We start from the raw sequence: 19,899 nt of genomic DNA, 5'->3' as shown, positions 1-19,899 counted from the left end.
AGCGAGGCTGTCCGAGACGCGGGACGGGTACCGCCAGCTGGTTGACGTGTCCTCCGATGTCCGCCGCTGGAACGCGGTCGGCACTCGCCGTTCGTCGGCGCTCGGCGACGTGGGCGCCCAGCCCGTGAACCCTTTTCGTGTGGCCTGCGGATAACAGGTGATGGTTCCCCGGTCCGCGAAAGGTCGTGCATGAATCGTTTGAGACGAGTCAGGACCGCCGACGTCGGCGTGCTGACGGACGCGGCGGTGATCGAGCGGTCCGTCCGGGATCCCGGAAGCTTCGCGACGATCTTCGACAGGCGTGAGCCGTACATCCATCGCTACCTGGCGAGGCGGCGCGGTGCCGAAATCGCGGACGACCTGGTCGCCGAGACGTTTCTGGCGGCGTTCCGCCGTCGGGAGCGGTTCGACACCGCCCATCCGGACGCCCGGCCGTGGCTGTACGGGATCGCCACCAACACGGTCAGTCAGCATCGGCGCGAGGAGGCGCGCGAGTACCGGCTGCGGCAGGCGTACGTGCCGGCGACCACCGAGGCGTCGCACGCCGACCGGGTCACCAGCGCGGTCACCGCGCCGAACGAACCCTTGCCAGAAACAGTGGGGAGATGGTGATGCGAAGAAGAACGGCACTGTCGGCGCTACTGGTCGTCGTCACGGCGGCGTCCGGGGTGGTCGTGCCGGAGGCGGCGGCCAGCCCTGTGACGGCTCAGCGGCTCGCCGCCGAAAGCGCGACCGTGACGTTGCTGACCGGCGACACGGTGACGGTCAGCGGTACCCGCGTGGTGAACGTACGGGCGGCGAAGGGCCGGGAACACCTGATGTTCCACTCGTACACCGACGAACGGGGTGACACACACATCGTGCCCGAGGACGCGCAGGCCCTCCTGCGAGCGGGCAGGCTGGACCCGCGGCTGTTCAACGTCACCGAGTTGGTCGACTCCGGATTCGACGACGCCACGGCCCCCCGGCTGCCGCTGATCGTCGACCACGCCGGCCCGACACCGCGCAGCGCGGCCGCCCGGGTGAACCGGGTGCTGCCGGCCGTGGGCGTGACGGCCGTCTCCGTGGAGCGTTCCGCCGTGTACTGGCCGACGGCTCGGAGCGCCGAGCGGGTCTGGCTCGACGGGCGAGTCCGGGCCTCGCTGGAGCACTCGGTGCCGCAGATCGGCGCCCCGGTGGCGTGGAGCGCCGGGCACACCGGGGCGGGTACCACGGTCGCGGTGCTGGACACCGGGATCGACGCCGGGCACCCGGACCTGGCCGACGCGGTGGTGGGCGCGAGTGACTTCACCGGCGGCGCCGACCCCGACGACCGGCACGGGCACGGTACCCACGTCGCGTCCATCGTCGCCGGCCGGGACGCCCGGTACCGGGGGGTCGCGCCGGACACTCGGATCCTCAACGCGAAGGTGCTCGGCGACGACGGCACCGGAAGCGAGTCCTCGGTCATCGCGGGCATGGAGTGGGCCACGTCGCAGGGCGCCGATGTGGTGAACATGAGCCTGGGCGGCAGCCCCAGCGACGGCACGGATCCGCTGTCACAGGCGGTCAACGAACTCACCGCCAGGACGGGCACGCTGTTCGTGGTCGCCACGGGCAACGACCCGGCCAGCATCGAGTCGCCGGGCGCGGCTGACGCCGCCCTGACCGTGGGCGCGGTCAACCGCGATGACGAGCTGGCGGAGTTCTCCGGACGCGGCCCGCGGATCCTGGACGGCGGGATCAAACCGGACATCACCGCGCCCGGCGTCGACATCACCGCAGCGCGGGCCAGGAACAGCGGGCAGGGTGAGCCGGGGCAGAGCCACCTGCCGCTGTCCGGCACCTCGATGGCCACCCCGCACGTCGCCGGCGCGGCCGCGATCCTCGCCGGAGCACACCCGGACTGGAAAGCGGACCAGCTCAAGGCCGCACTCATGGGCAGCGCCGCCCCGAACGACGGGCTGACGATCTTCGAGCAGGGTGCCGGCCGGGTCGACCTCGCCGCGGCCGTCAGGACGACGGTGGTCGCCTTCCCGACGAACCTCAACCTGGGCACCGTGCGGTGGCCGCACCACGACAACCAGCCGATCAGCAGAACCGTTACCTACACCAACCTCGGCACCAGCCCGGTCACGCTCGACCTCGCGGCCGATGTCCGGAGCGAGGACCGGTCCCCGGCACCGGAGGGGATGTTCACCTTCGCCCCCGCGACGCTGACCGTGCCGGCCGGTGGCCAGGCGACCACCACCGTCACCGCCGACACCACCTTCGACGGACCCACCGGCGCCTTCACCGGCGTGGTCAACGCGACCCCGTCGAACGGTGGCGGCGCGGTCCGTACGCCGGTCGCGGTGAGCCGGGAGATCGAGAGCTACGACGTCACCGTGAAGGCGATCGGTCACGACGGGACGCCGGCCGACGAGTACCGCTACCGGTTCGTGCCGATCGACCACATCGGCATCTACAAGGGCTTCGCCACCGGCCCGATCACCCTCCGCCTGCCGCGCGGGGAATACACCTACACCGGCTTCATCTCGGACCCGGACACCGGGCGCCTGGCGGACTTCGCCGAGCCGACGTTCGTGGTCACCCGGGACACCGAGGTGGTCTACGACGCCCGTGAAACCGTGCCGGTCGACATCACGATCGACGACCGGACCGCGCGGCACGTCCAGACCCAGCTCGACTACACCCGCGAACTCGGGAACGGACGCGGCCCTGTCGGCGCGACGACCTGGGTACCGGCCGGGCGACTCCCCGACCTGACCGTCAAACCGTCGACCACCCGCCACGACGACTTCACCTTCACCGTCGAGACGCTGATGGCGAAGTGGAACGGCCAGACGTTCGACAACAGCCCCTACCTCTACCAGCTCAAGCGCACCAGGGACGGGATCCCCCGCACGCCGGGGTGGAACGACCGGCGACAGAACCTCGCCCAGGTCCGCGCCGAGCACGCCATGAGCACACCCGGCTCGACCGGGCTCCGCGAGTTCGCCGTCGCCATCCCCCTGCCCGGCGCCCTGACCGAGTACTACACCCCGGACGTGCCGTGGGACCTGCGTGCCTTCAGCGAGGTCGTCGACGGCGAGATCCGTACCCAGTTCACGCAGTACGCGCCGATGGTCTTCCGCCGGAACAAGACCACCACCGTACGCTGGAACGTGGGCGTGTTCGGACCCGCCATGGCCGACGCCCGGTACGGGGGCGCCGCGTCGTTCCGTGGCCTGGACCAGTTGTACCTCCAACAGTCGCTCCTCTCCGACCAGGGCCGAGGCCGCTGGGGTGACACTTTCGTGCTTGGGAAGACCCAACTGCTGCGCGACGGTGAGGTGATCGGCGAGTCCGACGAGGCGACCCGTGGCGTGTTCGATGTCGGACCGGAACGGGCGGTGTACACGCTCCGAACCACCGCCGACCGGTCCGGCTACGCCCGACTGTCCACCCGGGTCGACGTGGAGTGGACCTTCGCCTCGCAGCGCAACGACGATCCCCTGCACGCCGTCCACCTGCCGCTGCTCGCGGTGCGGTACGCGCCGGATCTCGACGACCACAACGCCGCACCCGCCGGCGAGCCGTTCACGATCCCGGTCTCGGTGCAGCGCAATGGCAGCGACAGCCCGGGCAGGGTCTCCACCCCGGTTGTCGAGGTCTCCTACGACGACGGCAGGAGTTGGAAACCGACCAGGGTCGGGGGCGACCGCAGCCGGTGGGCGGTCACCGTCGACCACCCGGTCGGCGCGGAGTTCGTCTCGCTGCGTTCCGTGGTCACCGACCCCGACGGCAACGCTCAACGCCAGACCATCATCCGGGCCTACGCGCTGAAATGACGGACGTCGGCCGACCGCACTCCATCCCGGTGGGGTGCGGTCGGCCGAGGTGGCCTAGGCCGCCCGGGTCAGCCTCGGCGGTGCCGGAGGTGGGGGGTTCGCCCGGGTCAGCGGCAGGCTGACCGCGGCGATGGCGGTGAGGACGACCGCGGCGATCAGGGTTACCAAGATCGGTGGCACCATGGCTGCCGCGGGTGCCAGGACGACCAACAGGACCAGGCCGACCACCTTGGTCCGGGCGACCCGTCCGAAGACCAGATAGTCGAGTAGGCCCCGTCCGATCAGGAAGAGGGCCGGACCGCCAAGAATGACTGCCACCCAGGCGGGTGGGGTGTCGCCGGTCGGGCGCCCGATGACGAGTTGGCTGGTGGCCGCTGTGCCTACGATCCCCGCCACCATGATCAGATGGGCGACTGCGGTGAGTTGGCTGAGCCGGGCCGGAGTGACGGCGCGGATGAGCGCGACGGTCATCAGCTCTCCGGCGCGGTAGATGTAGATCCGCCACATCAGCACAGTAATCATGAACACCGTGGCTAGCGCGAGCGCTGACCGTACGGTGTATCGATGTTCGCTGTACGAGGTTCCGGCGATGAAGATTGACGCGCCGAGCGCGATGATCACGAACTGGCGGTAGCGTTCGGAGATCCGCTCGCCGACCAGCCGCGGCTCTGGGACGCGGCGAGATCGGGGGAGTGGCCAGCCGAGCGAGACGCCGAGGTACTCGACCGATATCCCGACCGCCCACAGCACTGCGCGGGTCGTCCCGGCGGCCAGCCCACCAAGGATCCACGGCACTGCGGCGAGTGCTTCCCAGACGACGATCCGGCCGCCTCTGGCCTTGGGCGGGGATGCTGGCAGGACCAGTTGGAAGTAGAGGCCGGACGCGAGATGTAGCGTCACGTAGGTCACCGCGAACAGCAGTCCCCGAGAGTCGTACGCGTCGGGAACCGTGGCCGCCAGGAGCACGCTGCCCGCCATGATCCCCACGACCTGCGGCTGGGTCCGCGGACTGCCCAGATCGAACGAGTCACCCGCCCACACCGTCAGCGCCCAGAGCAGCGTAAAGGTCAGGAGCAGGATCAGCGTCTGGCCGGCGCCCGCCCAACTCGGATCTACGGCCAGTTTTTCTGCAAGCGTGATCAGCGCAAGGACGTAGACCAGGTCGAAGAAGAGTTCCAGGAACGCCGGCCGCTCCGGATCCTTGCTCTCGGCGGCGGCCTGCTCGGCGCTGCTGTCCGTCATCGACCGGTCACCCCATCCCGCCACGCTCCTTGCGTTCAGCCCTCGAACTGCCTCCCGGTTTGTAAGTCTATAGGTGATATGGGCCCCGGGGTTGGCGTCGTGGCCCGTGGCCAGCGCTCCAGGCGGCGGCCCGGTCGCCGGCCGAAAGGGGGGTGTGAAACGCCAGTGAGGACGAGGCGATGACGAATCTCCCGCTGCCCCGGATTCTGCGCCGGCGCGGCGATCCCGAGTATCCGACCTTCCTCGAACTCTTCTTCGACCTGGTTTACATCTTCATGCTCTCCCGGCTCGCCGAGCGGCTGGGCAACGATCTCAGCCTCCGTAACGCCCTGCAGACCGCCGTGCTGCTGCTCGCCGCGTGGTGGATCTGGGTGCTGACCGCGTGGGTGACGGACCTCTTCAGTCCGCGACTGCCGGTGATCCAGGCCCTGGTGTTGCTGCTCATGTTGGGCACGTTGGTGATGGCGATCGCGGTGCCGAAGGCTTTCGGGTCGCACGGGTGGATTTTCGTGGCCGCGTACTACGCCATGGCTGTGGCCCGCGGCGCCATGCTCATTCCCCGGACCCGGGTGAACCGGGACATCCAGGCCCGCCATGTGCGGGTCGCCTTCTGGTTCGGGGTCAGCGCCACGCCCTGGATAGCCGGGCTGTTCACCGAAGGTACGGCCCGGCTGGTGCTCTGGTCGATCGCGGTGGCGATCGATATTGGGGCTGCCTGGATTGGCTGGCCCACTCCGCGGTTCGGCGCGACCCAACCGGCAAGCCAGATCTTCACCGGTGCTCATCTGGCCGAGCGGCACCGGGAGATCTTTATTATCGGGCTCGGTGAGCTGGTTCTCTCCGCTGGCCTGGGACTTGCCGGACATCGGTTCACGGCTGATCGGGTGGCCGCGTGCGCGCTCGCGTTCACCAGCGTGGTCCTGCTGTTCCAGCTGTATTTCCACCGGGTCCGGCAACTGCTGGGGCCGCAGATGCTCGCGGTCGTGGAACGGGTCCGGTCCAGCACCTACACCTCCTACGCGCATCTGGTGATGGTCGGCGGCGTCGTGTTGATGTCGGCGAGCGTCTCGCTGGTCATCGAGCGGCCGTTCGGCGAGACGACACCTGGCTGGACCGCCGCGCTTCTTGGCGGCCCCGCGCTGTTCCTGATCGGCGCCGTGCTCTTCGACCTCGTCGCGACTCGCCGGCCGCTCTGGTCTCGGCTTGCCGCGCTGGGCGCCCTGGCAGCCGTTGGCCCGGCTGCGTCGCTGCTGCCGCCGATCGCGATCATGCTGGTGGCGAACCTGGTTCTGCTGATCACCCTGGTCATCGAGCTGGGCGTTTGGTCGCGGCAACTCGCCGGTGCCCCGCTGCCGATCGACTGACCAGCCTCGGCGGTTCGCCAGAGGGCTGTCCGAAACTTGGCTGCCCAGGGTTCTCGTCTACTGCGAGGACCGGCCCGCGGACGGTGCGCGACTGTCAATCGAGGCTCACCGGGTAGCGGTCGAACTCGGCGAAACCAAAGACGAGGCCGAGGCGTTGTGGCTTGCGGCCGTCGCCTGGGGAAGGGCCAACTGCACATTGGGCGTGCGCACTGCGCCAGTCTCGATGATGCGTCCCGGCAGTTGCCGAGCAGTGTCGAGAATCGGTTTCCGCGTCCTCCGACTCTGTGAAGGGCCCGTTCCGCTGCTTTGGCGCCTGGACGGGTCCGGCTCGTCCATCCGGCCGGTGACCGGTGACCGGTCACCGGGCGAAAGGCACAGCTCGCGGTCATGGCCCGGTAGGGGTCTCCCGCTGTGTTCCCGGTTCACGAGAGTGCTGTGTGGTCGACCACATTCAGGTCGCCTCGTCGGCAAACGAACTCCAGGGTCCGGTTTACTCGTCCCGCTAACCGAACCCTGGAGTCCACCTATGAGGGGCCATGAAAGACACCTTTCCGATGAACCGAGCGCTCGCCGCCATGGGGCTGGGGACGCTCGCGTACGCCCTGGCCCAGACGACGGTCCTGCCAGCCCTGCCCGCCCTCGCGTCCGCGCTGCACACCGAGCAGCAGAACGTGACCTGGATGTTGACCTCGTACCTGATCGCCTCAGCGGTCTTCACACCGGTTTTCAGCAGGCTCGGCGATCTCTTCGGGCGGCACCGAATGCTCGTAGTTGTCCTGGCGGTGTTTGCGGCTGGATCCGTGATCAGCGCACTTTCCGACCATCTGGGTGTGGTTCTGGCCGGCCGTGTGCTCCAAGGTGCGGGCGGCGGAGTCATCCCGCTGGCTGTGGGAATCGCCCGGTCGGCGTTCCCCGCTGAGCGTCGTGCCCGAGCGATCGGCGTCATCTCGGCGATCTTCGGCGTCGGCAGTGGGCTCGGCCTCGTACTGGGCGGTCTGATCGTGGACCACACCTCGTACACCTGGATCTTCTGGATCACCGCCGTGATGGCAGCCGCGTCGGCCGTGGCGGTCGGCTTTGGCATGCCGGAAGCCGCAGGGCAGTCGATCGGCGGGCGGGTAGACCTGATCGGCACCGTGCTGCTCGGCATCGGCGTGACGCTCCCGCTGCTCGCGGTCAGCCGTGGCAGCACCTGGGGATGGGCCTCCGGTCGTACGATCGGCTTGATCGCCGTGGGGTTGGCGGTGCTGGTGCTTTTCGGCCTGGTGGAACGGCGTGTGGCCCACCCGCTGGTTGACCTGAGACTGCTGGTCCTGCCCTCGGTGCTCATCACGAACATCACGACGTTCCTGGTTGGCTGCGGCATGTTCGGGGTGTTCGTTCTGGTGCCGCAGTTCGCCGAGGCGCCGACAAGCACCGGGTACGGCTTCGGTGCCGACGCCACCCGGGCGGGCCTACTCCTGCTGCCCGGTAGCCTGGCCATGATGGCCGGCGGCCCGGTTTCCGCCATCCTGTACCACCGCTACGGCGGCCGTGCCGCGCTTGCGGCCGCAGCCGGTGTAACCGCGCTCGGCTCTGTCCTGCTCGCCGTCGGGCACGGCAGCCAGCTGGCGATCCTGTGCTGGTCGTTCGTCGCTCTCGTTGGCGTCGGCGTGGCCTTGGCGGTGATACCCACGACCGTCGTCCACGCGGTGCCGGCCGCCCGTGCGGCGGAGGCCGCCGGAGTCAATGCCCTGATCCGCTCCGTAGGTTCGTCGATCGGCACCCAGGTCATGGCCGGCATCCTGGCCGGCGGGCTATCCGCCGGGAGTCGGCTCCCCAGCGCATCCGCGTACTCCGCCGCGTTTCTGTTCTGCGCCGCTGGCGCCCTCGCAGCCGCGGTCGTCGCGGCCTTCATCCCCCGCGTCACCGTCGCCGCGCGGCCCGCAACCGCCGGAAAGACGACCTGATCACAGGCGCACACGGGCACATCGCGGCCCGCCTACCCGGCGTGGCCCGCAGTGACCGTAGTGAGGCAAACTGAGATCGTGACCATCGATCTGCCCATCTCGGGCGTCGCTGTGCCAGCCCGGCGCAGCGACGCCCGCCGCAATCACGAACGCGTCATCGCCGCCGCGCGCGAGCTGTTCACGCAGTACGGCCTCACGGTGACGATCCCGCAGGTGGCCGAGCGCGCCGGGGTCGGTAAGGCAACCGTGTACCGCAGCTACCCGGCGAAGCACGATCTCGTCCTGGCGGTTAGCCGCGACGGGTTCCAGAATCTCGAACGGCTTACCGAGGCCGCCCTCGCGGGCGCGGATGCCTACCGCGAATTGTGCGCCTACGTTCCGAATCTGTTCGCCGCGCTGGCCGGTAATCGGGTGCTCGCCGACACCTTATTCGCCGAGGAGAGCCCGCAGGCCGCGCGAATCGTGAAGCAGATCGGAAAACTGCTCGCCAAGGCGCGGAGCGCCGGACCGATCCGTCCGGACGCTGACGACCGAGACGTACGCGTCATGATCTGCGGGACCGTGCGCCAATTGATCGTGCTCGACGAACGCGACCCGGAGGTCTGGCGCCGGTACGCCGACATGGTGGTTGACGCGTTGCACCCGGCTCGTTGAGGTGGCTCTCGCCGAATGGATGGCCATATGGTCGGCCAGCGGCGAGTTCGCGAATTGTTTGCGGTGATGACCTGTCAGAGCTCGCGGGCGACGTAGCGTCCGAGACCACGTAGCAAGGCGCGTTGTTCGACGCTTTCGGCGCGGGTGGGTGCACGAGCACCTCCCGACCGGGGACGACAAACCGTTCGGGACCGAAGTCGGTCAACCGATGGTTCAGCCCTCGGCGGGAGGTGTTCGTGAACGTCATCTCTGTCAGTCGACGTCGAAGCCCGTCTCGTAAACCTGCTGGAAGCGCCCATCCTCGGCCAGGATCGCAAAGTAGTACATCTCCCGGTGGACGGCCGTCCCGTCGGTCAGCGTCATCCGGTAGCGGTGCCGTTCGGCATAGTGCGAACCGTCGTACAACTCGTCGAGCACGGTCACCTCACCCTCGACGACCTGATCGCGGATACCCGCGCACATCTCCGCGAACTCCTCGCGATCGCGCGTACGGCCGTCGCTGTTGTGGACAAAGCCCTCTGCGTAGTACATGTCCAGGGCCTCGTGCAGCTCACCGCGAGGCTCGAACGCTACGTCGCGAATGGCGTCACTGATGCGTACCGGTGTCATGGGAAACCCTTCGAAATATTATGCGGACTCTATGGTCCGGATCGACTGTACGACAATACAGCCGGTACGGCAATCCGGAAGAAGCGCAGGCCGTTCAGGGTCACACTCGTACCGTCCCAGGTGTCGCGACAACCGGTTGAATCCGCCCAACGCGCGAGTGACCGGTACAGGCGCCTCGCCCAGTGGCTAACCTCCGTCTTCTGAATCGGGTCGAGCCCCATTCCGGATGTCCGAGCCGGACCGCCCCGGTTCGACGCCGTTACCGACGACATCACCGACCAGATAGGAGATCGGGCCCGTCGCCAGGCCGCGTTGCCGTCGGTGTGCGGCGGATCGCGGCACGCGCATGCTGCTCCGCGCAGCGGCGGGGCTCTCTGGTCGGATCACACGCGACCTCGTCCGCGGGACCGGTTGGATCGTTAGGCAGCGTGGGGGCGCTGGTTCGTGACCTGGCCGGCAGTCTCGACCAGGGACGAGGTGAGTGGTGTCGAGAACGATCTGGGCTGGGCTGGTCGGTCTGACGGCGTTGGTCTTGCTGACCGTGGCGGGTTCCGTGAACGCGGACAAGGACGCGCTGGTGATTCCCGGCCCGGCGCCGTGCAGTGCCGAGAGTCAACCGGCCCCGGCGGCTCAGAGCTGGATCCAACGGCCGAAGGACTACACGAGGGCCGACCTTGTGGCCGAGAGCGCCGTGGTGGTGAGGGCTGCCGCGACCGGGGCGATCCGTAAGACACGTCACGTGCGGGGAACGGGGCCCGTACAGGAGGATCTGTCGCTGCCGTACACGCTCACGACCCTCAGGGTCTTGGAGGTGTTGTGGGCGGCGCCGGGGAAGCGTACGACGCTGACGGGCGTGATGCGGGCGGGCCAGGTACGGCCGGGAGGCGTCATGCGCATCGCACAGTTCGCCGACCCCGTCGCGCCGGATCCGGAAATGTCGCCGCTGCTCGCCCCGAAATGCGAGTACCTGATCTATGCCTCGCCCCCCAGTTTCGAGCAGGACGCCACCGGCTTGGGTCTGGTCTGGCACATCACCGGAGGCCAGGGTGTCTACCGGCTGGACGCAACCCCCACCGGCACCGCCCGGTACGTGTTCGCCGGCGCGGGTAACCCGCCCCTGCCGAAGGTCCTGGACGTGACCGCGGTCCAGTCACGAGCCTTCCTCGCCGTCTAGGGATCGGCAGTTACCCAGCGCCGTCGAGCGACAGCGGTCGTCGTGGTCGAAGGCTACGGTCGCGACGCCGAGGCACCACCTTTGCCGCCTCCGCGATCAACGCGTCGTCGTAGTGGCGTTCGGCTTGTCGCGGGTGGACAGGATCGCGAGCACGATCCGGTGCGCCGAGTCGTTTCAACAGCATGTTCCCGGCGCTGTTGGCGCTGTATCGCACTGCGGCGTCGGCCAGTTCGCGCAGGCTCATACCGGTGTCCACCCGCTTCTCGGTGACCGGTGAGCGGGCGACCAGGTCGGCGGCGGTGAAGCGTACGACCTGGTCGAGTTCCGCCGTCGACGTCTCGGCCAGCACCGCACCGGCCGCCAGTGCCTTGACGGTCGAGGCGCATGCGCCGTCGTGGCCCGCCCCGCCGGCCCGAAACCGTCCACCGTCCTGACTCACCAGTTCGTGCCGGCATCCGCGCGCGGACCGGGCTCGACCCGGGACCCCACCCAAACTGGGTGCACGGGCGACCGGATGGAGTCATCGGATGGATGACCAGCCGCTAGCCCCTTGACAACTGCACGGCAGATCATGTTGGCGGTCGACGGGGATGCTCGGGCGACCTGGTTGAGCGGAGAGGTGGTTCCTGTGGATTCCAGCCTGGTGGTGGGCGTGCTGGTGGCGCTGGTCCTGCTGGTTTTCGTCCTGCTGGTCGCCGCGGTACGCGGCTACAACCGGCTCGTACGGCTGAGGGCCCAGGTGCGGGCGTCGTGGGCGCAGGTGGACGTCCAGCTCAAGCGGCGCCACTCGGTGATCCCGAACCTGGTGGAGACGGTACGTGGGTACGCCGGGCACGAGCGGACGACGCTGGAGGCGGTGACCGCCGCCAGGGTCGCCGCGTCGGGGACGCCGGGTGGTACGCCGGCCCGGGTGGCCGCCGAGGGCGCGCTGACCCAGGCGCTCGGCCGGTTGTTCGCGGTGGCCGAGGCGTACCCGCAGTTGCGGGCAAGTGAGAACTTCGTCGAACTCCAACGCGAACTCGCCAGCACCGAGAACCAGATCGCGTACGCCCGGCAGTTCTACAACAGCGCGGTCCAGTCGATGAACACGGCGGTACAGACGCTGCCGGTCAACATCATCGCTGGTCTGGGCGGGTTCCGTGCCGAGCCGTACTTCGAGGCGGCGGGCGACGAACGCGCCGACATCGCGGTGCGGTTCTGAAGACCCGAACGACTACTGGAGTCACGCGATGAATCCCGTTGACATGGCCGTGGAGCTGGGACTGCCGGCGGTGTGCCTGCTCGGCTGGGCCGGTGTCTACTGGGCCGCCCTGCTGCTCACCCGGCCGGCGGACGTTGCCCCCGCCCCGGCCTCGATGACGCTGCCCGGCCCGGAGTCTCCGGCGGTGGTCAACCTGCTGGCCAACCGGTGGAGCCTCACCACCGACGTCGCCGAGTCGACCCTGCTCGACCTCGCCGCCCGGGGTTATCTGGAGCTGCGGCAGGCCGGCGCCGATCCGCGTGACAGCACCGTGCACCCGACGGGCCGCACCGATGGTCTCACCGGATACGAGCGCCAGGTCCTCGACCGGGTGGTCGAGCGCGCGGTCGGCGGGATGGTACCGCTGACCGCCCTGGCCTTCGCTGACGAGAAGCGCGCCGGTCTCTGGTCCAGTTCGCTGCGCGGCGCGGTGATCGCCGAGGCCCGCCGGCTCGGCCTGACCCGGCGACGGTTCCCCAAGGGCCTGGTCGTCGGGCTCGGTGTGCTCGGCGCCCTCGCCGCGCTGGGCGTCGCCTCGGGCTCCTACCACTATCTGACCCGGATCCAGGAAACCGATCGTTGGGGGGGAGTGGGTGCGGCCTTCTTCGTCACGGTGATGGTCCTTTCCGGAATCGCGGGACGGAACATGGGCGAACGCGACACCCCGCTGGGCCGGGCCGTCGCCGCTCGTTGGCTCGGCCTCCGTGCCTGGTTGGCCGGGCACGAGGCGTTCGTGGACCTACCCCCGGCGGCGGTGACGGTCTGGCACCGCTACCTGTCGTACGGGGCCGCGCTCGGCGTGACCCGGGGGGCGTCGCAGGTCATCCACCTTGGCATGGCCGACCGGAGTCGTGTCTGGTCGGCGTACGGCGGCACCTGGCGCCAGGTCGAGGTCAGCTACCCGAGCACTCTGCCCCGGTACGGTCAGCCACTCGGTTGGCCGTTCGTCCGGGCGCTCGGCGCCGCCTGGTTCGGCTGGGCGCTCGTCGGCATCGTCGGGCCGGCGTTGGCCCGCCAGGACAGCCTGCCGGCCGACCCGGCCGACGATCCGCTCCACTTCCTCTTCGGCCAGTGGTTCGAGCCGTGGCGCAACGTGGCCGGACTGGACCCGTTCACCCTCGGTATCCTCCTCGTCGGGCTTGTCCTGCTCGGCTACGCGGCGTACACGATGATCCGGGTTTTCGCCGATCTGGGGAGCACGGTCACGGTCTCCGGCGAGGTGATCTGGTACCAGATGTGGCAGTACAACACCTCGGACGACAGCAGCCGCCAGATACCGATCAACTACTACCTGGTCATCGACGACGGTCGGTCCGATCGGACCCGGGCCTGGATCCTGCCGAAGGAGATCGCCGGCCAGTGCGAGCTGGGTGACGTGGTGACCGCCGAGGTACGGCGCTGGACCCGCCGGGTCAAGCAGGTCACCGTGTTGCGGGCGGCCCCTCCCGCGCCGCACCTCACCGAGGGCACGGCCGGTACGGACGCCGTGGCCGGTAACGTCGCCGAGTCGCTGCTGACCGCCGACGAACTCGGCGCCGCGGTGGGCCGCCAGGTGCGGCCGGACCGGGACTCGGGCTACCGAGGCGACCCGCGTTACACGAACTCCACCTTCAACGATCTGACCGGCACGTTCGCGGTCTCCGTCAGTGTGATACGCGGCCGGGCCGGGCGAGTCGTCATGAACATCGGCAAGGGAAGCGGCCAACCGCTGCCGACCCCGGGCGGGGACGAGGCGTACCTCGCCAAGGACCGTGTGGTCGGGCGCCGGGGCGACGTGGTGGTCATGCTCGCGTCTGGGCGGAACGTCGCCGCGACCCAACTGGCCGGTCTGCTCCCTCTCGCACTGGATCGGGCCGCGGTCCAGGCCGCCCCGACGAGCTGACGGCGCCACCGGGACGCTCCGGTGCCCGGGGTTCGTCACCTCCGGACGTGCGGCTCCGGCGGTGTGCCGGGGGCCTGAGCGGCCCAGGTGAATACGCAACCGCCGTAACGCCGCGACGTCCAACCTCGACAGACGAATTCGTCAAAATCACGGCCATTCACCTGAAGAGGCGATAAAGCGTTTGGCGCGTGTGGTAGCAGAGCGTGAGGTGGCGGCAGCGGGGCAGTTACCGGCTGTCGGAGCCTGGGTCATCACGCAGGCGCGGGCTTTGGTCAGGGCGTCGTAAAGAAAGCCGCCGGTGACGTCAGGGGCCCGTCAAAGCCATGTCTCGGGAACGCCGGGCTGTGCTGTGGTGGCAGAGCGATTCGCGCGACGAGCAGCGATTCGCGAAGCGATCAGGGCGCTGCGCCGCGAATGCAGTGGCCCCGAAGGCTATGGCCGCCCTGGCACGGGCCCCTCGGGCCGACGCCGCAGGATCGGCGCCCGAGGGGCGGTAGCTGCCCGAACATACGAAGGACTGCAAGTGCACTTCGCCGACTCTCCAGCGCCACGCCGCATCTCGATTTTCGACACGACCCTACGGGACGGCGAGCAGGCCCCTGGTAACGCGCTCGACCCCGAACGGAAGCTCGATCTCGCCATGCGGATCGAGGAACTTGGCGTGGACGTGATTGAAGCCGGCTTTCCCGCTTCGTCTCCGAGCGACTACCGGGCCGCGCAGTTGATCTCGAAGAGTCTTACGCGGGCCGAGGTCGCGACCTTCTGCAGGGCGAACCGTCGGGACATCGACCTCGCGGTCGAGGCGGTCGGGATCGAGAACCACCAGGTCCAGTTGCTCGCCACCGCCAGCGAGATCCACCTGAAGCACAAGCGGGGAATCAGCCAGGAAGCTGCCCTGGACGAGCTGCGCGACACCGTGGAATACGCGCGCTCTCTCGGGGTCGCGCACGTGTCGGTGGGGCTGGAGGACGCGAGCCGGGGGTCGCGCCAACTCATCGAGGCCACCATCGAGACCAGCCTCGCGGCGGGGGCCACGTCCATCGTCATCGCCGACACCACCGGGTGCGCGACGCCAGCCGAGTTCGGCAGCCTCATCACCGCCGTGCGTGGCTGGGTTCCCGCCCCGGTGACCGTCTCCGTGCACTGCCACAACGACTTCGGACTGGCGCTCGCGAACGCGCTCGCCGGGATCGCGGCCGGCGCCGACGGGGTCCAGGCGACCGTCGGCGGAATCGGTGAACGTGCCGGCAACACCGCGTTGGAGGAGGTGGTCGCTCTCCTCGCGTACAAGAGCGCGGAACTTGGGGCCTACACCGACGTCAAAACCGAATCGCTGTACGAGGTGTACACCGATCTGCGTGCGGCGATCGGTCTGGTGGAGCCCCGGAACAAGGCGATCGTCGGCACCTTCGCATTCGCCACCGCCGCCGGTATCCACCAGCAGGGCATCCTGCAGAACCCGGAAACGTACGAGTACGTGCGGCCTGCCCGGTTCGGCCGCAAGACCACGCTGCTGATCGCGCGTCACTCGGGCCGGGCCATCCTGCGGCACGTCCTCACCGAGGCTGGGCTCGACCCGGCCGACCACGACATCGACCTGCTCTTCGAGCGGTATGTCAACGGCCGGGCCGGCGGCGACTGCGTCGAACTGGACGTACTCCGTCAGGAGATCCTTGGCGACCTGATGGGGGCGACCGCGTGAGTACGCCCCGGACCCTGGCCGAGAAGCTCTGGCAGCGGCACGTCGTACGGGCGGTGGACGAGCGGACCGACCTGCTCTACATCGACCTGCACCTGACCCACGAGGTGACGTCACCGCAGGCATTCGAAGGACTTCGGCTCTCCGGTCGCCCGGTGCGACGGCCGGACCTCACCCTCGCGGTCGAGGACCACAATGTGCCCACCCGGTCGTTGTCGGTGACCGACCAGGTCGGCAGAGAGCAACTTGAGGCGCTTCGGCGCAACTGCGCCGAGCACGGCATCGAACTGTACTCACTCGGTGACGCCCGGCAGGGCATCGTGCACGTCGTCGGTCCCGAGCTCGGATTGGTCCAACCAGGCATGTTGGTCGTCTGCGGCGACAGCCACACCTCGACGCACGGCGCACTGGGCACGCTCGCCTTCGGGGTCGGCACCAGCGACGTGGAGCACGTCCTGGCGACCCAGACGCTCGCGGTCGCTCGACCGAAGACCATGGCGGTCGAGTTCGTCGGGCTACCCCCGGTGGGTACCACGGCGAAGGACATCGTGCTCGCGCTGATCGGCGCAGTCGGCACCAACGGCGGCCAGGGTTACGTGATCGAGTACCGGGGCGAGGCGGTGCGGGCGCTGTCCGTAGAGGGCCGGATGACCCTTTGCAACATGAGCATCGAGGCGGGCGCACGGGCCGGGATGATCGCGCCGGACGACATCACGATCGCCTATCTCCAGGGTCGCCCACACGCTCCCACCGGGCCTGCCTGGGAGGACGCGGTCGCTGACTGGCGGACGCTGGCCACCGACGAGGGGGCCGTCTTCGACCGGGTGGTGGAGATCGACCTCAACGCGTTGGCGCCGCACGTGACCTGGGGAACCAACCCCGGACACGTGGTCTCTCTGGACAGCGTGGTGCCGGCACCGGAGTCGTACGACGATCCTGCGGACGAGGCTGCGGCACGCCGGGCGCTCGCCTACATGGACCTCCGACCCGGCACCCGAATGCGTGACATCGGGATCGACACCGTTTTCGTCGGGTCCTGCACCAACGGACGGATCGAGGACCTACGGGCCGCCGCTGCGGTCCTGCGAGGCCGCCGGGTGAGTCCCGGAGTACGGATGCTCGTCGTACCGGGCTCCGCCCAGGTTCGTGCACAGGCGGAGCAGGAAGGACTCAACGAGGTCTTTCTCGCCTCCGGCGCCGAGTGGCGGCAGCCCGGCTGCTCGATGTGTCTGGGCATGAACGCCGACCGACTCACCGGCAGTGAGCGGGTCGCCTCCACCTCCAACCGCAACTTCGAGGGGCGGCAGGGTGACCGCGCCCGCACCCACCTGGTGTCACCCGCCGTCGCGGCGGCGACCGCGGTGACCGGCCGGTTGGCCAGCCCGAACGACCTGGTCTGAAGGACGAGCGATGCAACCATTCACGACACACACCGGTCGGGCCGTTCCGCTGCGTCGCAGCAACGTCGACACCGACCAGATCATTCCGGCCGAATTCTGCAAGCGCCTCACCCGTACCGGGCTCGGCGATGGACTGTTCGCACGGTGGCGGGCGGACGGGGATTTCGTCCTCAACCGCCCCGAGCACGCGGGCGCCAGCGTCCTACTGGCCGACTCCAACTTCGGCACCGGAAGCTCCCGAGAGCACGCCGTCTGGGCGTTGCGCGACTGGGGGTTCGCGGTTGTGATCTCGTCCCGGTTCGGTGACATCTTCAACCGGAACGCGTTGCGCAACGCGCTGCTCACAGTGGCCCTGCCGGACGGGGTGGTCGAAGCCCTGATGCGCCGATGCGAGACCGACCCCCACTCCGAGATCAGCGTCGACCTCGACCGGTGCGAGGTGACCGCCGGTACGGACGTCTGGTCGTTCGAGATCGACGAGCGCGCCCGCTGGCTGCTGCGCAACGGTCTCGACGACATCGAGGTCACGTTGCGGGATCAGACCGACATCGAGGCGTACGAGAGAACTCGCTCCCACTGGTTGCCCTCCACCCGGCGCGCTGGCGGCGCGACCTTCGCAGACCAGGCCGGTCACCAGTGACCAACACAGTGAGTGCTCCAGCCGACGCCGGTGAATTCGTCGGCGCCCGCCGACTGCGCCAACTGCCCGTCGGCGGCCTGGGTCGATTCACCGAGTCGGTGCGGGCGGACACGATCGACCTGGCGTTGGGAACCCCGAGTTGGCCACGGCCACCCCAGGCGATGATCGACGAGGTCACGACCGCGCTGCGCGACGGGCACAGCCAGTACGCCGACGTGCGCGGCAACCCGCGCCTGCGTGCCGCACTCGCCGCCTCCTTCGCGACCCCTGCCGATCCGGAGACCGAGGTGACAGTCACCCTGGGAGCCTCGGAGGCACTCTGCGTGGCGGCACTCACGTTGCTCAACCCCGGGGACGAGGTCGTCGTCCTGGAGCCCGCCTTCGAGAACTTCCTCAGCGCCATCGCGTTGGCCTCCGCGACGCCACGGTTCGTCCGGCTCCGTCCGCCGCACTGGCGCTGGGAGGAAGGGGCGCTCCAGGCGGCGATCGGGCCACGTACCAGGGCCATCATCGTCAACTCGCCGAACAACCCGACCGGTCGGGTGCTCGACGCGAACGAATGGCGCGAGATCGCGGAACTCGCCGAGCGGTACGACCTGCATGTGATCTCGGACGAGGTCTACACCGCCTACGTCTACGACGGGCGCCGGCATCTGTCGGTGGTCGACGTACCGGGCCTGCACGAGCGCGGCATCGTGGTGGGCAGCCTCTCGAAGACATATGCGGTCAGTGGCTGGCGGCTCGGTTTCCTGCGGGCCGCGCCGGCTCTCACCCGGGCGCTGAGGCAGGTGCACCTGGGCCTGACCTCCGGGGTCGTCGCGCCGTTGCAGGAGGCGGTGGCCCGCTCCGGAGTGATCGGCTCGGACGCCTGGGATCCCCGCCCCCAGTTGCAGGAGCTGCGAGACCGGGCCGTGGACATCTTCCGCGGGCTGGGACTGCGGTGCCACGTCCCTGAGGGCGGCTGCTACGTGGTGGCCGAACTGGACGGTCCGTACCAGGGTCAGGACTGCGCCGACTTTGTGTACCGGCTGGCGGCGGAGACCGGCGTGCTGGTCGCACCGGGGCGAATCTTCTCCTCGGATCGCGGTGCGAACTCGGGATTCATCCGCGTCGCGTTCAACAAGCCGCCGCAGCTTCTCGACCAGGCCGCGCAACGACTCGCCCCAGGAGTGTCACGGTGACGCTGGTCGCGGTAGTGCCCGGTGACGGCATCGGGCCCGAGGTGACGGCCGAGGCGGTCCAGCTTCTCACAGAGATGCAGCTCGGCCTGGAGTTCGACGTTCTCGACCACATCAACGCCGACACCTACCTGGCGACCGGTGAGAGCCTGTCGGCCGGGGATCTCGACCGGATCGGACGAGCGGGGTCGGTGCTGTTCGGCGCGGTCGGGGACCCCCGGGTCCGGACGCCGGACTACGCGCGCGGAGTGCTGCTCCGGTTGCGGTTCGAGCTGGACCTGTACGTGAACCACCGACCGTCCTTCCTGTGGGACGAGCGGTTGAGCCCGCTGCGGGACGCCCGCCGCCGGCACGTGGACTGCGTGATCGTGCGCGAGAACTCGGAAGGGCTCTACGCCGGAATCGGCGGTTCGCTGCGTCCCGGGACCGACAACGAGATCGCCATCGACGAGGAGGTGAACACCTACCAGGGAGTCTCCCGACTGATCGACTACGCGTTCTCGGTCGCCCGGCGGTCGGTGACGCTCGTCGACAAGGCCAACGCGGTACGCAACGGCGGTCAGCTCTGGCAGCGCTGTTGGCGAGAGGCGACTCGCCGGCATCCGGACATGCAGCACCACCATCTGTACGTGGACGCGGCGGCGATGAAGCTGGTCGCGGACCCGTCGGCGTTCGACGTCATCGTCACCAACAACTCGTACGGGGACATTCTCAGCGACCTGGCGGCCCAACTCGCCGGGGGTATCGGGATGGCGGCCTCGGCGAACCTCAACCCACAGAGCGGCTTCGGTCTGTACGAGCCGGTGCACGGCAGCGCCCCGGACATCGCCGGGCAGGGGCTGGCGAACCCGATCGGGGCGATCCTCAGCGCGGCGCTGCTCTGCGAGAATCTCGCGCTCGACCGGGCCGCCTCGGCGATCCGGGCGGCGGTCGCCGAAACGGTCACGGCACGGCGCTGCACAGCGGAGATCGGGGGCACGCTCACCACTGCGCAGGCCGGCGCCGCTATCCGCGCCGCCATCCGCTGAGCCGCCACCGCCCGACCAGCGCACGCGC

15 protein-coding genes and 1 pseudogene are annotated in these 19,899 nt (G+C 69.1%); 13 read left to right on the top strand and 3 right to left on the bottom strand.

The genetic code is table 11. The features are described from left to right. Nucleotides 1-189 precede the first annotated feature (189 nt). On the top strand, nt 190-612 hold the full coding sequence (locus ACIBF5_RS00185) for an RNA polymerase sigma factor (protein WP_396806502.1): 423 nt from the start codon (nt 190-192) through the stop codon (nt 610-612). Further along, the gene (locus tag ACIBF5_RS00180) at nt 612-3,812 is read left to right on the top strand and encodes a S8 family peptidase (protein WP_396806500.1); all 3,201 of its coding nucleotides are present in this window, start codon (nt 612-614) and stop codon (nt 3,810-3,812) included. The genes ACIBF5_RS00185 and ACIBF5_RS00180 overlap by 1 nt, the downstream gene beginning before the upstream one ends. Before the next feature lie 54 nt (nt 3,813-3,866). On the opposite strand, the gene ACIBF5_RS00175 is transcribed toward ACIBF5_RS00180, so the two are convergent. Next, the gene (locus tag ACIBF5_RS00175) at nt 3,867-5,054 is read right to left on the bottom strand and encodes a low temperature requirement protein A (RefSeq protein ID WP_396806498.1); all 1,188 of its coding nucleotides are present in this window, start codon (nt 5,052-5,054) and stop codon (nt 3,867-3,869) included. 179 nt (nt 5,055-5,233) lie between these two features. Between ACIBF5_RS00175 and ACIBF5_RS00170 the strand changes: the two genes are divergently transcribed. From ACIBF5_RS00170 to ACIBF5_RS00160, 3 genes are all read left to right on the top strand, one after another. Continuing rightward, the gene (locus ACIBF5_RS00170) at nt 5,234-6,418 is read left to right on the top strand and encodes a low temperature requirement protein A (protein WP_396806496.1); all 1,185 of its coding nucleotides are present in this window, start codon (nt 5,234-5,236) and stop codon (nt 6,416-6,418) included. Between the two features lie 536 nt (nt 6,419-6,954). Next, complete coding sequence (locus tag ACIBF5_RS00165) at nt 6,955-8,367, top strand: MFS transporter (RefSeq protein WP_396806494.1); 1,413 nt, start codon at nt 6,955-6,957, stop codon at nt 8,365-8,367. Nucleotides 8,368-8,445: 78 nt separating this feature from the next. Then, entirely contained in the window at nt 8,446-9,021 is a 576-nt protein-coding gene (locus ACIBF5_RS00160; RefSeq protein WP_396806493.1) for a TetR/AcrR family transcriptional regulator, read from the top strand. 252 nt (nt 9,022-9,273) lie between these two features. Here ACIBF5_RS00160 and ACIBF5_RS00155 read toward each other — a convergent pair whose 3' ends face one another. Further along, a complete protein-coding gene (locus ACIBF5_RS00155) occupies nt 9,274-9,630 on the bottom strand; it encodes a hypothetical protein (protein ID WP_396806491.1) in 357 nt (118 codons plus the stop codon). A 484-nt stretch (nt 9,631-10,114) separates the two neighbouring features. Between ACIBF5_RS00155 and ACIBF5_RS00150 the strand changes: the two genes are divergently transcribed. Continuing rightward, on the top strand, nt 10,115-10,804 hold the full coding sequence (locus ACIBF5_RS00150) for a hypothetical protein (RefSeq protein WP_396806490.1): 690 nt from the start codon (nt 10,115-10,117) through the stop codon (nt 10,802-10,804). Between the two features lie 151 nt (nt 10,805-10,955). Here the strand turns inward: ACIBF5_RS00150 and ACIBF5_RS00145 are convergent. Then, nucleotides 10,956-11,192: pseudogene (locus ACIBF5_RS00145) on the bottom strand (serine hydrolase); the annotation flags it as partial. Between the two features lie 297 nt (nt 11,193-11,489). Between ACIBF5_RS00145 and ACIBF5_RS00140 the strand changes: the two are divergent. The 7 genes from ACIBF5_RS00140 (at nt 11,490) to ACIBF5_RS00110 (ending at nt 19,871) form a co-directional block, all read left to right on the top strand. Next, nucleotides 11,490-12,005, top strand: a complete 516-nt coding sequence (locus tag ACIBF5_RS00140) for a LemA family protein (RefSeq protein ID WP_396807321.1) — start codon at nt 11,490-11,492, stop codon at nt 12,003-12,005. 28 nt (nt 12,006-12,033) lie between these two features. Next, the gene (locus tag ACIBF5_RS00135) at nt 12,034-13,926 is read left to right on the top strand and encodes a DUF2207 family protein (RefSeq protein ID WP_396806488.1); all 1,893 of its coding nucleotides are present in this window, start codon (nt 12,034-12,036) and stop codon (nt 13,924-13,926) included. A 523-nt stretch (nt 13,927-14,449) separates the two neighbouring features. Beyond that, nucleotides 14,450-15,628 carry a LeuA family protein gene (locus tag ACIBF5_RS00130; protein ID WP_396806486.1) on the top strand — a complete coding sequence of 393 codons (1,179 nt, stop codon included), beginning with the start codon at nt 14,450-14,452 and terminating at the stop codon, nt 15,626-15,628. Then, nucleotides 15,625-17,025: a 3-isopropylmalate dehydratase large subunit gene (gene leuC, locus ACIBF5_RS00125; protein ID WP_396806484.1), complete on the top strand. Its 1,401-nt coding sequence runs from the start codon at nt 15,625-15,627 to the stop codon at nt 17,023-17,025. Before ACIBF5_RS00130 ends, leuC begins: the two co-directional genes overlap by 4 nt. A gap of 10 nt (nt 17,026-17,035) precedes the next feature. Beyond that, nucleotides 17,036-17,665 (top strand): 3-isopropylmalate dehydratase small subunit, encoded by a 630-nt coding sequence (gene leuD / locus ACIBF5_RS00120; RefSeq protein WP_396806482.1) that lies wholly within the window; start codon nt 17,036-17,038, stop codon nt 17,663-17,665. Nucleotides 17,666-17,673: 8 nt separating this feature from the next. Next, nucleotides 17,674-18,846, top strand: a complete 1,173-nt coding sequence (locus ACIBF5_RS00115; RefSeq protein ID WP_396806480.1) for a pyridoxal phosphate-dependent aminotransferase — start codon at nt 17,674-17,676, stop codon at nt 18,844-18,846. After that, on the top strand, nt 18,843-19,871 hold the full coding sequence (locus ACIBF5_RS00110; RefSeq protein WP_396806478.1) for an isocitrate/isopropylmalate dehydrogenase family protein: 1,029 nt from the start codon (nt 18,843-18,845) through the stop codon (nt 19,869-19,871). The genes ACIBF5_RS00115 and ACIBF5_RS00110 overlap by 4 nt, the downstream gene beginning before the upstream one ends. Nucleotides 19,872-19,899 lie beyond the last annotated feature (28 nt).

This window comes from Micromonospora sp. NPDC050417, assembly GCF_044458865.1.
Classification (GTDB): Bacteria; Actinomycetota; Actinomycetes; order Mycobacteriales; family Micromonosporaceae; genus Micromonospora_G.
The sequence above is the reverse complement of the archived record's forward strand: the minus strand, read 5'-3'. Positions and strand labels throughout refer to the sequence as shown.

What these genes read in the sequence shown, in the direction of transcription:
- ACIBF5_RS00185 (WP_396806502.1), top strand. Translation starts at nt 190, where the DNA reads ATGAATCGTTTGAGACGAGTCAGGACCGCCGACGTCGGCGTGCTGACG.
- ACIBF5_RS00175 (WP_396806498.1), bottom strand. Translation starts at nt 5,054, where the DNA reads ATGACGGACAGCAGCGCCGAGCAGGCCGCCGCCGAGAGCAAGGATCCG.
- ACIBF5_RS00170 (WP_396806496.1), top strand. Translation starts at nt 5,234, where the DNA reads ATGACGAATCTCCCGCTGCCCCGGATTCTGCGCCGGCGCGGCGATCCC.
- leuD (WP_396806482.1), top strand. Translation starts at nt 17,036, where the DNA reads ATGCAACCATTCACGACACACACCGGTCGGGCCGTTCCGCTGCGTCGC.
- ACIBF5_RS00165 (WP_396806494.1), top strand. Translation starts at nt 6,955, where the DNA reads ATGAAAGACACCTTTCCGATGAACCGAGCGCTCGCCGCCATGGGGCTG.
- ACIBF5_RS00155 (WP_396806491.1), bottom strand. Translation starts at nt 9,630, where the DNA reads ATGACACCGGTACGCATCAGTGACGCCATTCGCGACGTAGCGTTCGAG.
- ACIBF5_RS00135 (WP_396806488.1), top strand. Translation starts at nt 12,034, where the DNA reads ATGAATCCCGTTGACATGGCCGTGGAGCTGGGACTGCCGGCGGTGTGC.
- ACIBF5_RS00180 (WP_396806500.1), top strand. Translation starts at nt 612, where the DNA reads ATGCGAAGAAGAACGGCACTGTCGGCGCTACTGGTCGTCGTCACGGCG.